This window comes from Enterobacter sp. PL_is511, assembly GCF_055816065.1.
Genome location: NZ_JBVPGP010000024.1, coordinates 313,133 through 327,076 on the forward strand (window position 1 = coordinate 313,133; position 13,944 = coordinate 327,076).

Below are 13,944 nucleotides of genomic sequence, written 5' to 3' on the forward strand. Positions count from 1 at the left end.
ACATCGAGATAATGTAAAACAGCGAAGGAATAATGTTCCTGAAAATATAAAATTGAAATAACTTATTTTGTATTTATTGATTTTTTATCCTCGTGTTTTTGATCTGGCTCGAGGTTTTATGACCAAATTCTGTTATGAAAAAAATCGCCCGCATACGTTTAAATGCTTCAGGAAGATTTTGGTGGCTATTATAAATGGTAGGGAGTGAGAGTTTCGTTATTTTTAGTCTTTAATTGCCGGGAGCAATAAACGGGCAGCATTATTCCTGAACGACAATCAAGGTATATACCTCTTCTTTAACACGTTGCCAGGCGAGGCTAAAGCATTTTCCCTGCTGATAACGGCCCGCCGGATGGCTGAGCGTCAACGCGATAGTTTGCTGATTCAACGCCGTGACCCGTGCACAGTCGAATCCCATGTAGTGCCTTGCCGTAGGGAACAGGGCTTTAAACAAACTTTCCTTGGCGCTGAATGCAAGCGTCAATGCCAGCGCAAAGGGGTAGCCCGAACGCTTCAGGCACATCGCTTCCTGTGCATCAATGATGCCGTCCTGGATTTCGCGGGCTTCACGGTCAGGAAGAATGGCTTCGCAATCAATACCCACCAGCGCATATGGATGACGGACGGCAAGCGCCATCGCCTGCGTGCCGCAGTGGGTGATGCTCCCTGATACGCCGTCAGCCCAGAGAGGTTCACCGCTGGGGCCGATGCCGGGCACGGTGTGGTCAGGTAAGGCATACGCGGCGGCGATGCGGCCTGCCAGATGCTCGGCTTTGCGTTTGCGCCCGGCGTTTGAAAGCTCGGCGTGGTGGGGGAGCCAGAGGAGATCGGTGTCGGTGAAGGTGGTTGGGTCGAAGGTAACGTGGTGGACGGTGTGGCCGGCGAGAATGAGCGTGCTGTGGGTGGTGTGCATGTTTTTTTCCTTCAGAATTGTGCGGCCTGATGCCCTCACCCCGGCCCTCTCCCACGAGGAGAGGGAGCAAACACTAAAAACGGCAACAGGGTTGCCGTTTTGCTTTTACCTAGAAACGCGTATTCACGCTCATGTACCAGGTGCGACCCGGTTCATTATACGTATACGCACCCGCACCGTACATATACGCACCGGTGGTGGTGTTTCCGGTTGTCTGGGCATTACCCGCGCGCCACTGGCGTTTGTCGAAGACGTTGTCCACGCCGCCGGTCAGGCTGACGTTTTTGGTCATGTCCCAGGTCGCGCTCAGGCCAACGATGCTGTACGGACTGACTTCGTCTTTTTCAGACCCGGTCACCGGCTGACCTTTGTAGTTGTACTTTTTCGGCTGCTGCTTGCCGTACCAGGTAAAGGTCGACTGGAGCGACACGTCCTGATGCACCTGCCAGCTCAGGGTTGAGTTCAGCGTGTACTCCGGAATGATCGACAGACGGTCGCCGGTCTCCTTGTTCTTGCTCTGCAGCATGTAGGTAATGTTGTTGGTCCAGTTAATCGTGTCGCTGACCGGCACGTTCAGGGAGCCTTCCAGCCCTTCGACGACTGCTTTAGGTACGTTTTCCCACTGGTAGATGTCGGTCTGCACTTTACCGGAAGAGGTGTGACCAATCGGCGCGTAGCCCGCTTCAATCTTGTCGCGGTAGTCGTTGCGGAACCAGGTGACGCCCGCCAGCCAGCCGTCGCGCTTCCACTCCAGACCAATCTCTTTGTTGATGCTGGTTTCGGCCTTCAGGTCGTCGTTACCCATCATGTAGCAGCCCACGCCGTCGGAGCTGGCGTAGCAGCCCTGGCCTTTACTGTAGAGCAGGTAGTTCGGGTTGGTCTGGTACAGGCTCGGCGCCTTATAGGCGCGCGCGATCCCCATCTTAAGCGTGAAGTCATCCCCCAGCCCCTGCGACAGGTTAAGTGACGGGCTCCAGTTGTTGCCGACGATGGTGTGATGGTCGAAGCGCAGGGCAGGGGTCAGCATGGTGCTGTCGGTCAGCTCCATGTTGTTTTCGGCGAACAGGGAGAAAATCTCTGCCGACGTGTACGGGCTGCGGTCGTTGCTCATGCCCGGAATGGTGCCGCCCTGCTGGGTTTGGGTGAAGGAGGTCGAGTCCTTCATGCGCTGCTGGTTCCACTCGGTGCCGAGCGTCAGGTTCTGGTTGACGATGAAATCAATCGGCAGGTTGACTTCGCTGTGCAGCATCACGTCGGCCAGATCGGTGTCGGTGAATTTATTACTGTTGAACAGACCTTCCAGACCGCCCGCCAGCCCCTCTCCCAGACGGGAGTTGCGGGTGTGCTCGTACTGCGCCCAGTTGCTGGTGGTAATGCCGTTATCCCAGCCGCCGTTCCAGGTCACCGCGAAGTTCTGGCGATAGATGCGGTTGGTCTCTTTGCCGTAGTTCTTTTTCACCAGACCGCTGGAGCTGTTGTCGTTGTTGGTGTTCTGCGTGTCGCCTGCGTAGAGGTTATTCTGGCGGCTGTAGCCCGCCTCAAATTCCAGAGACTGCATCGGCGCAAAGTCCCAGCGCACCACGCCGTTAATGTCTTTGTTTTCTACACCCTCGCGGCCCGCGGGCAGCGTGTCGGCGTAGGCACCGGTTCGGTCAGACTGGTGACCCTGGTTGATGTCCCACGCGTCGGCCTGGGTTTTGTCCAGATTGCCGTACATGCGGAAGCTGAAGTCGCCGCCCAGCGGGCCGCTCAGGCTAAAGTTGGTGCGCTTGGTAGACCCTTCATCCTTGTGCTCAGGCGCATTCAGGTAGGTGTTCCAGGAGCCGTGCCACTGGTCGTCGAATTTTTTAGTGATGATGTTCACCACGCCGCCAGCCGCGCCGTTGCCGTAGCGCGCGGCGGCCGGACCGCGGATCACTTCGATGCGCTCGATCATCTCCGGCGGCACCCAGCCGGTATCGCCGCGCGTGTCACGCTCGCCTCGCCAGCCCAGACGGATGGAGTTTCGGCTGGTGACCGGCTTGCCGTCGATCAGGATCAGGGTGTTTTCTGGCCCCATGCCGCGGATATCAATCTGACGGTTGTTCCCGCGCTGGCCGCTGGTGGAGTTACCGGTCAGGTTAACGCCCGGCATGGTGCGGATGATTTCAGCCACGTCCCGCGCGGGCGGGTTTTTACGGATCTCATCGGCGGTGATGGTCGATACCCCCGGCGCCTGCAGATTCTGCTCGGCGGCGGTGATCACCATCGTGTCTTCGTGCTGCGCAGAGGCGGTGTTGTCGTCTGCCAGAGCGGGCAGCGCGACGCCGTAAATCCCTAAATTGACCAGCAAGGCCAAAGAGTGAATCTTCTTATTCATTGTACGTCCTGCTTTTGTGGTTGTTTTATGAGCGCTTCCCACAGCGCGGGCACTACGCTATTGCAAATGCAAATAGTTATCAATAATATTATCAATAAAATTTGCTCTGAAACAAAAAAGACTGTTAAACATGAGGTTATAAGGGTGACGGCGTTAACAACGGGAAGTGAAGCGTGGTGGCAGTCGAAAAACGGGCCTGAATGGAAGCCGGAAAAGGGAAACTATCGCGTCACGTTCTGGTGGCGTGACCCGGCAGGAACGCAAAGAACGTCACCGATCAAACGCGTCTGGCTCTACGTCACCGGCGTGACCGATCACCACCAAAATGCCCGCCCGCAGTCTCTCGAACGCATGCCCGATACCGACGTCTGGCAGTGGCAGGGCGATTTCAGCCCCGAGTGGCGCGGAAGCTACTGTTTTATCCCTTCCGTGAATGAAAACGATTTTGCCGACGCGGTATTCGAAGGCCAGCAGCCGGACCGCATGGCGCTGCGCGAAGGCTGGCGCAAACTGCTGCCGCACGCGGTGTCTGATCCGCTGAATCCGCAGAGCTGGCGCGGCGGGCGCGGTCATGCCGTCTCGGCGCTGGAAATGCCGGAAGCACCTGTTCAGCCGGGGTGGAATCATCCCGATACGCCGTATCAGCCGCCAGTCTGCATTGAGTGGGAAAGCGCGCGCCTGAAAAATCGCCGTCGCGTCTGGATTTTCACTACCGGGGGCGACGACTCGGAACGTCCGCTGGCGGTGCTGCTCGACGGGCAGTTCTGGGCCGAAAGTATGCCGGTCTGGCCTGCGCTGGCGTCGCTCACCGCCGAGCGCAAATTACCGCCTGCGGTCTACGTCTTAATCGATGTTATCGATATGGAGCATCGCAACCGCGAGCTGCCGTGCAATCCCGATTTCTGGCTGGCGGTGCAGGAAGAACTTCTCCCCCTTGTTAAAAAACGCGTGCCGTTTAGCGACCGCGCCGACCGTACGGTGGTGGCGGGCCAGAGCTTTGGTGGCCTCTCTTCGCTTTATGCTGGCCTCAACTGGCCGCAGCGTTTTGGCTGCGTGCTCAGCCAGTCCGGGTCCTTCTGGTGGCCGCACCGCGGTGGGCAGCAGGACGGGCTGTTAATCGAACAGCTTAAAGCCGGTGAAATATCCCCTCGCGGGCTACGCATCATTCTTGAAGCCGGGCGCAACGAGCCGCTCATCTTCCGCGCGAATCAGGCGATTTACGTCGAGCTGAACACGTACCAACCGGTTATCTGGCGTCAGGTTGACGGCGGACACGATGCGCTTTGCTGGCGCGGTGGGCTGACGCAGGGGCTGATGACCCTCTGGCAGCCGCTAATTCACTAACGGAGTCTGTATGGAATTCAGCAATCCTTTCGATAATCCGCAGGGACAGTTCGCCATTTTGCAAAACGACCAGGGGCAGTACAGCCTGTGGCCGCAGCAGTGCGAACTGCCGGCGGGGTGGCACGTGGTGTGTGAAGCACAGTCTCAGGAGGCATGCCAGCAGTGGCTTGTCGGGCATTGGCACACGCTTGAGCCGTCTTATTTTGCGGGGGAGAACGCATGATCCGTCTTCCTCTCGTCGCCGCCCAGCCGGGGATCTGGATGGCGGAACAGCTGTCCACGCTGCCAAACGCCTGGAGCGTGGCGCACTACACCGAGCTGAAAGGCGATATCGACGCGCCGCTGCTGGCAAAAGCGATTGCTGAAGGCATGATGCAGGCCGATACACTGCGGATGTGTTTTTCCGAGGAGAACGGCGAGGTGTGGCAGTGGGTGGACGAGTCCACGAACCTGCCTGAGCCGTCCATCGTTCGCGTTAACTCTCACGACGACGCCATGACGCTGATGGAATCCGATCTTGACCAGAACCTGCGCGTCGACAGCGGTCAGCCGCTGGCGTTTCAGCAGCTGATTCAGGTCGGTGAAAACCACTGGTACTGGTATCAACGGTATCATCACCTGGTGGTGGATGGCTTCAGTTTCCCGGCCATTACCCGCCAGATCGCCGCGATTTACGCCGCGTGGGAAAAGGGCGAACCTACGCCCGCATCTCCGTTTACGCCGTTTGAAGAGGTGGTGGACGAGTACCAGCGCTATCGCGACAGCGAGGCGTATGCGCGCGACGGCGCGTTCTGGGCAGAGCAGCGCAAGGAACTGCCTTCTCCGGTCTCGCTCTCCTCCACGCCGCTGCCGGGCCGAGCCGCGACAACGGATATCCTGCGCCTGAAAATCGCCGCCGACGGCCGCGCCTTCAGCCAGCTTGCACAGGCGGCAGAAAAGGTACAGCGCACCGACCTGGCCCTTGCGCTGGTGGCACTGTGGCTGGGCCGCCTGACCGGGAGGCTGGACTATGCCGCCGGGTTTATCTTTATGCGCCGCTTGGGCTCCGCGGCGCTGACCGCGACCGGGCCGGTGCTTAACGTCCTGCCGCTGGCGGTCAATATCGATCCGCAGGAGAGCCTGCCCTCGCTGGCGCTGCGCCTGGCGAACCAGCTGAAAAAAATGCGCCGCCACCAGCGCTATGACGCCGAGCAGATCGTGCGCGACAGCGGGAAAGCGGCGGGTGATGAAGCGCTGTTTGGCCCGGTGCTGAACGTCAAGGTGTTCGACTATCAGCTGGATATCGACGATGTGGAGGCCATTACCCACACGCTGGCAACCGGCCCGGTGAACGACCTTGAGCTGGCGCTGTTCCCGGACGAGCAGGGCGGGTTGAGCATTGAGATCCTCGCCAATAAGCAGCGCTACGATGAAGTGACGCTTTCCCGACACGTCGCGCGTCTGAACGCGATGCTGAGGCAGTTTGCGGCTAATCCGGACCTGCGCTGTGGCGAAGTGGAAACCGTTTCAGAGCAGGAGTATCAGCAGCTGGCGCGCATCAACGATACCGGGCTGGCGCTGCCGTCCACCACGCTCGCGGATCTGGTGGCGGAGCAGGCGAGCAAAACGCCGGACGCGCCCGCGCTGGCGGACGTGCATATTGAGCTCAGCTATCGCCAGATGCGCGAGCAGGTCATCGCGCTGGCAAACCTGCTGCGCGCGCGCGGCGTGAAGCCGGGCGACAGCGTGGCGGTGGCCCTGCCGCGCTCGGTGTTCCTGACGTTAGCATTGCACGGCATTGTGGAGGCGGGCGCCGCGTGGCTGCCGCTCGACACCGGCTACCCGGGCGACCGCCTGCGGATGATGCTTGAGGACGCGAAGCCGTCCCTGCTCATTACTACCGACGAACAGCTTCCGCGCTTTAGCGATCTGCCTATTACGACGTTTAGTTACAACACACTGTTACCGACCGCGGGTGCTGAGCCGCTGCGGCTGGCAAAGCCGGAGCAGACGGCGTACATCATCTTTACCTCCGGTTCGACGGGCCGCCCGAAAGGGGTCATGGTCGGCCATACCGCCATCGTTAACCGCCTGAAGTGGATGCAGGACCATTATCCGCTGGACGCGAACGATGTGGTGGCGCAGAAAACGCCGTGCAGCTTTGACGTGTCGGTGTGGGAGTTCTGGTGGCCGTTTGTCGCCGGGGCGAAGCTGGTGATGGCCGAGCCGGACGCGCACCGCGATCCCCAGGCGATGCAGAGCTTCTTCACCCGGTACGGCGTGACCACCACCCACTTCGTGCCGTCGATGCTGGCGGCGTTTGTTGCCTCGCTGACGCCGGAAAACGTGGCGTGCTGTAAAACCCTTAAGCAGGTGTTCTGCAGCGGCGAAGCGCTGCCAACCGAACTGTGCCGCGAGTGGGAGCAGTTGACCCATGCGCCGCTTCACAACCTCTATGGCCCGACGGAAGCGGCGGTGGACGTGAGCTGGTATCCGGCGTTTGGTCCCGAGCTGGCGGCGGTGGAGGGCAACAGCGTGCCGATCGGCTTCCCGGTGTGGAACACGGGGCTGCGCATTCTGGACGCGATGATGCGCCCGGTGCCGTTCGGCGTGGCGGGCGATCTCTATCTCACCGGCATTCAGCTGGCGCAGGGGTATCTTGGCCGTCCGGACCTCACCGCCAGCCGCTTTATCGCCGACCCGTTTGCGCCGGGCGAGCGGATGTACCGCACCGGAGACGTTGCCCGCTGGCTGGACAACGGCGCGGTGGAATACCTGGGCCGCAGCGACGACCAGCTTAAAATCCGCGGCCAGCGCATCGAGCTGGGTGAAATCGACCGGGCGATGCTGTCGCTGCCGGGCGTGGCTCAGGCCGTGGCGCACGCCTGCGTGTTCAACCGGGCGGCGGCAACGGGTGGCGATGCCCGGCAGCTGGTGGGGTACGTGGTTTCTGAAACCGGCTTACCGCTGGACCGCGACGCGCTGCTCGAATCGCTCAAGGCACAGCTGCCGCCGCATATGGTGCCGGTGGTGCTGCTGCAAATCAGCGCGCTGCCGCTGAGCGCCAACGGCAAGCTTGACCGCAAGGCGCTGCCGCTGCCGGAGCTGACCAGCAAAATCTCCGGACGTGCGCCGGAAAGCGAATCCGAAATTGCCGTCGCGCAGGCGTTTGCCGCGCTGCTGGGCTGCGAGGTCAACGACATTGAGGCCGACTTCTTTGCCCTCGGCGGACACTCGCTGCTGGCGATGCGTCTGGCGGCGCAGCTTAGCCGCGCGTTCGAGCGCAAGGTTACGCCGGGGCAGATTATGGTCGCCTCCACGGTGAGCAAGCTGAGCACGCTGCTGGACTCGCAGATGAGCGACGAGCAGGCGCAGCGTCTGGGTTATGAAACGCTTCTGCCGCTGCGCGAGAGCGGCGGCCCGACGCTATTCTGCTTCCATCCGGCTTCCGGCTTTGCCTGGCAGTTTAGCGTGCTGGCGCGCTACCTCAGCCCGCGCTGGTCAATCGTCGGCGTTCAGTCGCCGCGTCCGGACGGGCCGATGCAGCAGTGTGCGGATCTGGATGGAGTGATTGAGCATCATCTGAATACGCTGCGTATGCAGCAGCCGCAAGGGCCGTATTATCTGTTCGGCTATTCCCTCGGGGGTACGCTGGCGCAAGGGATTGCAGCCCGTCTGCGCGAGCAGGGTGAAGAGGTAGCCTTCCTCGGCCTGCTGGATACCTGGCCGCCGGAAACCCAGAACTGGGCGGAGAAAAAGGCCAACGGCCTCGACCCGGAAGTGCTGGCGGAAATCGAGCGCGAGCGTCAGGCGTTTATCGCCGCCCAGCAGGGGCAGGGCTCCAGCGAGCTGTTTAATGCTATCGAAGGCAACTACGCCGACGCGGTGCGGCTGCTCACCACGGCGCACAGCGCGCGGTTTGACGGCAAAGCGACGCTGTTCGTCGCCGAGCGCACGCGAACGATGGATCCGCAGGTTGCCTGGGCGCCGTGGGTGGCGGAACTGGAGGTGTACAGTCAGGACTGCGCCCACGTGGATATCATTTCACCGCAGGCGTTTGAAAAGACAGGACCGGTGTTGAAGGAGATATTGGGTAACGTTTAAAGCCCCTCACCCTAACCCTCTCCCACAGGGAGAGGGGATGGTTTGCTCCCTCTCCCTGTGGGAGAGGGCCGGGGTGAGGGCATCAGACCGCACGTTTTCCAAGCGGCACCACCAGCGGTGTGCCCGCCACCGGATCGTCAATAATTATGCAGCGCATGCCGTAGATCCGCTCGATCAGCTCCGGCGTCACAATCTCTTTCGGCGCGCCCTGCGCCACAATCTCCCCGTCTCGCAAGGCAATCAGGTGCGTGGCGTAGCGGCACGCCTGGTTTAAATCGTGCAGCACCGCCGCAAGGGTGTACCCCTGCTCGCGGTTCAGCTCGCTCAGCAGCTCCAGCAGGTCAATCTGATGGCTGATATCCAGCCAGGTCGTCGGCTCGTCCAGCAGCATGATGGAGGTCTCCTGCGCCAGCACCATCGCGATCCACGCGCGCTGACGCTGTCCGCCGGAAAGGGTATCCACGCTTTGCTGAGCGAGATCGGTAATGCCCGTCGCCCGCATCGCGCGGTTCACCGCCTCGTCATCTTCCTTGCGCCAGCGGGTAAACAGCGGCTGGTGCGGATAGCGTCCGCGCGAGACCAGCTCCTGCACCGTGATGTCCCCCGGCGTGGTGGCATTTTGCGCCAGCAGCCCGATGCGCCTGGCTACCTCTTTGCTGGCGAAGCGCTGGATCTGCTCCCCGTCGAGGAGCACGCTGCCTTCTGCCGGCGTCATCAGGCGGCTCAGCGTGCGCAGCAGGGTCGATTTGCCGCAGCCGTTAGGGCCGATAATTGCCGTGAAATGGCCGTCCGGAATGGCGACGGATAAGTCACGGGCAATGATTTTTTTGCCGTAGCCGAGGGTGAGATTTTCGCCGCGCAAGCGGGTGGTTGAATCTGTCATTTCTTGCGAGACTCCTGAACGAGCAAGACGATAAGGTAAATGCCGCCGAGGCTGACGGTCACCACGCCCACCGGCAGCTGGTAAGGCATAAACAGCCGCTGGGCGCAGAGATCGGCGGCCAGCAGCAGCACAGCGCCGCATAGCGCCGCCTGAGTTAATCCCCAGCGCGCGGTACCGCTAAGTCGCCGCGCGATATGCGGCGCGACGAGGGCAATAAACGAGATCGGCCCGGCGATAGCGGTGGAGGCGGCGGTCAGCAGTACGGCGACCAGCATCAGCATCAGGCGCGAGCGTTCGACGCCCACGCCCAGCGCGCAGGCGCTGTCGTCGCCCATCTCCAGCAGCCGCATGCGCCGCACCAGCAGCAGCGCGCCGATAAACATCAGCACAATCAGCGGTGCTGCGGGCCAGGTTTTGCCCCACGTCAGGCCGTTGAGGGAACCGGCGTACCACAGCCCGGCGGAGAGCGCGGTTTCCAGCGAGGCCTGCAGTAAAAGCCAGGTGTTAAAGGCCATCAGCATGGCGCGGATACCAATCCCGATGATGATCAGGCGGAAGGTGTCGATACCGTTGCGCCAGGCCAGCGCCCAGATCAGTAAGGACGTCAGAATGCCGCCCGCCATCGCCGTAAAGGTAATGGCCGTCAGGTGCTGACCAAACAGCACCATCGCCACCAGCACGCCGCTCCAGGCCCCGGTATTGAGGCCCATCACGTCCGGGCTGCCGAGCGGGTTGCGCATCAGCGACTGGAATATCGCACCGCTCACGCCGAGCGCCGCGCCGACCAGAATCGCCATCGCCACGCGCGGCAGTCGCCACTCCGTCACCACCATAGTGATGTTGCGCGGCGCGCTGCCGAGCAGGGCGTCAAACACTTGAGAAAAATCGAGCGTCACCGCGCCACTGCGCAGGCTCCAGACCGCCAGCAGCACAATGAGAAGAGTCAACAGCGAGACGCTGGTGATTAAACGACGGGACGGGGCCATCATGCGCCACCTCCGTGTTTACGGCGTACCAGGAAAATCAGCACCGGCGCGCCGATAAAGGCGCTGACCACCGAGACGCGCAGCTCGCCGGGTACCAGCAGGCGGCCCAGCACATCGGCAAACAGCAGCAGGGCAGGGGTTGCCAGCAGCGTCACCGGCAGCGACCAGCGGTGATCCGCCCCCACCAGCCAGCGCGCCATGTGCGGCATCATCAGGCCAATAAAGGCGATCGGGCCGACCACGGCGGTCGCGCTGCCGCACAGCACGGTGATGGCGCACAGACCAATCAGCTGCGTACGTGCCACGCGGTTGCCGAGGGCTGTCGCGGTGTCGCTGCCGAGGCTCAGGCTGTTGAGCGACCGGCTTAAAAACAGCGCCACGGCAGCGGCAATCATCACCGGGATCGCCACCACTTTCAGGGTTTCAAGAGTGCGGATATCCAGCGAACCGGCCTGCCAGAAGCGCAGCTGGTCGTAAACGTCCGGGTTGAGCAGGGCGATGCCGTTGGATAAGCCTTCCAGCACCGCCGCGAGCGCCACGCCCGCCAGCGTCAGGCGCACCGGGCTCAGCTGTCCGCCGCCCTGGCTGCCGGTAAAGGCGACGACCAGCGAGGCGGCCAGCGCGCCGCAGAAGGCCATCACCAGTTGCTCGGACGGAGAGGTCAACCCGAACAGCGCCGCACCGAGCACGATGGCAAAGCTGGCACCGGAGTTCACGCCGAGAATGCCGGGGTCGGCCAGCGGGTTACGGGTGAGGGTTTGCATCAGGGCACCGGCAAGGCCGAGCGCGCCACCGGCCAGCAGTCCGGCAAGGGTGCGGGGCAGGCGGGCGTCGAGCACAATGACGCAGTCGGCGCTCTGGCAGGTACCGGAGAGCGCATCAACGATAACGGACGCGGGCAGAGGCTTCGCGCCAACCAGCAGGCTGAGTGCAATCGCCAGGCTCAATAGCAGCAATAAAACGGGCACGGCAACGGCGCGCACCGAAGAAGAGGAAAACGACATAGCAACATCCATGATTTGATAATGATAGTGATTATCGTTATTTATCTTATTTGGCTATGTTAGCATGTGCGCCCATGGAATGGGTAGAATTACACTCAAGGCTTTGTCATGAATCAAAAATCCTGGCTGCTCAACCTCAGCCTGCTCAAAACGCACCCGGCGTATCGCGCCGTTTTTATCGCTCGTTTTATCTCCATTTTATCCCTCGGCCTGCTCGGCGTGGCCGTGCCGGTACAGATACAGACTATGACCCACTCCAGCTGGCTGGTGGGGTTATCGGTGACGTTAACCGGCGGAGCGATGTTTATCGGCCTGATGGTCGGCGGCGTAATGGCGGACCGCTACGAGCGCAAGAAGCTGATCCTGCTGGCGCGCGGCACCTGCGGCGTGGGCTTTATCGGGCTGTGCCTGAACGCGATGCTGCCGGAGCCGTCGCTGATCGCCATTTATGCCCTCGGGCTGTGGGACGGTTTCTTTGCCTCCTTAGGCGTGACGGCGCTGCTGGCGGCAACGCCCGCGCTGGTCGGGCGCGATAACCTGATGCAGGCGGGGGCGATCACCATGCTCACCGTGCGTCTGGGCTCGGTGATTTCGCCGATGGTGGGCGGCCTGCTGCTGGCAACCGGCAACGTGGCGTGGAACTACGGGCTGGCGGCGGCGGGGACCTTTATCACCACCCTGACGCTGCTGCGCCTGCCGCTGCTGCCGCCTCCGCCGCAGCCGCGCGAGCATCCGCTGAAATCACTGATGGCCGCTATTCGTTTCCTGTTCAGCAACCCGCTGATTGGCGGCATTGCGCTGCTCGGCGGCCTGCTGACCATGGCGAGCGCAGTGCGCGTGCTCTACCCGGCGCTGGCAGGAGAGTGGCAGATGAGCGCCTCGGAGATTGGCATTCTCTACGCCGCCATTCCGCTCGGCGCGGCGTGCGGGGCGCTGACCAGCGGCAACCTGGCGCAAAGCGCGCGTCCGGGGCTGATTATGCTGCTTGCCACGCTGGCCTCGTTTATCGCCATCGGCTTCTTTAGCCTGATGCCGGTCTGGGCGCTCGGGGTGCTGTGTCTGGTGATTTTCGGCTGGCTGAGCGCCATCAGCTCGCTCTTGCAGTACACCCTGATCCAGACCCAGACGCCGGAAGGGATGCTCGGGCGCATCAACGGCCTGTGGACGGCGCAGAACGTGACGGGTGATGCCATCGGCGCGGCGATCCTCGGCGGGCTGGGGGCGATAATGACCCCGGCGGCGTCGGCGAGCAGCAGCGGGTTTGCGTTAGCGATGGTTGGTGGGATTTTGTTAGTGGCGTTGGTGGAATTGCGCCGATTCAGGCAGGAGAGTGTGTTGAACGACGGTGCGGCCTGATGCCCTCACCCCGGCCCTCTCCCACGGGGAGAGGGAGGGAAAATGCCTACTTAAACAACGCATTCAATCTGTCTAATACCAACATCGCGCTGTAATAATCCAGGCGGAACGTCTCCGTTCCCAGCGCCCAGACGCGCTTGTTCTTCACCGACGGCAGATGCGCCAGCAGCGGGTTGGCGTAAATCGCCTCCACGTCTTTCTCGTCACCGGCAAACACAAACAGCCCTTCGCCGTTCAGCCCCGTCGCCAGGTTTTCCCCGCCCAGCTGGATAATGTCGTGGCGCTTACCCTGGCTAGTTGAGGTCTGCAATCCGGGAGGCAGCTCCGCCAGCGCAAAGCCCAACTGGTGCAGCAGCTTGCCCTGCGCGGATTCCGCGGTCCACAGGTTGGCGCTGTGCGCGGCGGCGGTGTAGACGATGGCGTTCACCGGCTGCGGCGGCAGCTTTATCTGCTGTTTCACCTGCGCGAGCTGTTTATCAAACGTGGCAATGCGCTCTGCGGCCTGCTTTTCCTGTCCGGTGATGGTGCCCAGCTGAGTTAGCAGCGCCTGCCAGCTCTTGTCGTCGTAGTTGATGATAAGCGTCGGGGCGATGGCGGAGAGCTGATCGTACAGCGCCAGCGCGGAATCCCCGCCGGTGGCGCTGATCAAAATCAGGTCCGGCATCTGGGCGGCGACCGCTTCAGCGCTGGGCTCGCCGATGTACAGCCGGGCCAGCTTGCGCTGCTTCGCGATATCACCCCACTGGCGCAGGAAGCCCTGCCCATCCGCCACGCGGTTATTCGGCGTGGTCGCGCCGCTGGCGACGACCGGTGCGTCAATCGCCAGCAGGGAGCCGGTTAAGGTCACGCTGGTGGAGACAATGCGCGTCGGTTTGCTCTCAAGCGCGTGAACGCCGCGGCTGTCGGTTACCTGACGCGGCCAGTCGGCGGCAGCGGCTGAGGCAAGTCCGAAAACAAAAAGTCCAGGTAAAAGCAGGGTATTTCGAAATACGGCGGGGAATTTCACAGCGCGACAT

At 61.8% G+C, this 13,944-nt stretch carries 10 protein-coding genes; 4 read left to right on the forward strand and 6 right to left on the reverse strand.

Annotated elements, in window-relative coordinates; all coding sequences use genetic code 11:
- Nucleotides 1-259: 259 nt before the first annotated feature.
- Both entD and AC0TN7_RS16905 read right to left on the reverse strand, forming a co-directional pair.
- Nucleotides 260-913 carry an enterobactin synthase subunit EntD gene (gene entD / locus AC0TN7_RS16900; RefSeq protein ID WP_248163553.1) on the reverse strand — a complete coding sequence of 218 codons (654 nt, stop codon included), beginning with the start codon at nucleotides 911-913 and terminating at the stop codon, nucleotides 260-262.
- 109 nt (nucleotides 914-1,022) lie between these two features.
- Nucleotides 1,023-3,272 (reverse strand): TonB-dependent siderophore receptor, encoded by a 2,250-nt coding sequence (locus AC0TN7_RS16905; RefSeq protein WP_208763593.1) that lies wholly within the window; start codon nucleotides 3,270-3,272, stop codon nucleotides 1,023-1,025.
- Between the two features lie 144 nt (nucleotides 3,273-3,416).
- Here AC0TN7_RS16905 and fes point away from each other — a divergent pair, with 144 nt between their 5' ends.
- Genes fes through entF form a run of 3 tightly spaced genes read left to right on the forward strand, consistent with a single transcriptional unit; the run spans nucleotide 3,417 to nucleotide 8,699 of the window.
- Entirely contained in the window at nucleotides 3,417-4,616 is a 1,200-nt protein-coding gene (gene fes / locus AC0TN7_RS16910) for an enterochelin esterase (RefSeq protein WP_417927072.1), read from the forward strand.
- A 10-nt stretch (nucleotides 4,617-4,626) separates the two neighbouring features.
- Nucleotides 4,627-4,839 (forward strand): MbtH family protein, encoded by a 213-nt coding sequence (locus AC0TN7_RS16915; protein WP_024906975.1) that lies wholly within the window; start codon nucleotides 4,627-4,629, stop codon nucleotides 4,837-4,839.
- Entirely contained in the window at nucleotides 4,836-8,699 is a 3,864-nt protein-coding gene (gene entF / locus AC0TN7_RS16920; protein WP_473702297.1) for an enterobactin non-ribosomal peptide synthetase EntF, read from the forward strand. Before AC0TN7_RS16915 ends, entF begins: the two co-directional genes overlap by 4 nt.
- 82 nt (nucleotides 8,700-8,781) lie before the next feature.
- Here entF and fepC read toward each other — a convergent pair whose 3' ends face one another.
- The 3 genes from fepC to fepD are packed head-to-tail and all read right to left on the reverse strand — an operon-like array spanning nucleotide 8,782 to nucleotide 11,572.
- A complete protein-coding gene (gene fepC, locus AC0TN7_RS16925; RefSeq protein WP_473702298.1) occupies nucleotides 8,782-9,582 on the reverse strand; it encodes an iron-enterobactin ABC transporter ATP-binding protein in 801 nt (266 codons plus the stop codon).
- Nucleotides 9,579-10,568, reverse strand: coding sequence for an iron-enterobactin ABC transporter permease (fepG, locus tag AC0TN7_RS16930; RefSeq protein ID WP_417927692.1), 990 nt, complete (start codon nucleotides 10,566-10,568; stop codon nucleotides 9,579-9,581). The genes fepC and fepG overlap by 4 nt, the downstream gene beginning before the upstream one ends.
- On the reverse strand, nucleotides 10,568-11,572 hold the full coding sequence (gene fepD / locus AC0TN7_RS16935) for a Fe(3+)-siderophore ABC transporter permease (protein ID WP_024906979.1): 1,005 nt from the start codon (nucleotides 11,570-11,572) through the stop codon (nucleotides 10,568-10,570). Before fepD ends, fepG begins: the two co-directional genes overlap by 1 nt.
- A 108-nt stretch (nucleotides 11,573-11,680) precedes the next feature.
- Here fepD and entS point away from each other — a divergent pair, with 108 nt between their 5' ends.
- The gene (gene entS, locus AC0TN7_RS16940) at nucleotides 11,681-12,928 is read left to right on the forward strand and encodes an enterobactin transporter EntS (RefSeq protein WP_157188753.1); all 1,248 of its coding nucleotides are present in this window, start codon (nucleotides 11,681-11,683) and stop codon (nucleotides 12,926-12,928) included.
- Between the two features lie 46 nt (nucleotides 12,929-12,974).
- Here entS and fepB read toward each other — a convergent pair whose 3' ends face one another.
- Nucleotides 12,975-13,934, reverse strand: a complete 960-nt coding sequence (fepB, locus tag AC0TN7_RS16945) for a Fe2+-enterobactin ABC transporter substrate-binding protein (RefSeq protein WP_024906981.1) — start codon at nucleotides 13,932-13,934, stop codon at nucleotides 12,975-12,977.
- Between the last annotated feature and the right edge of the window lie 10 nt (nucleotides 13,935-13,944).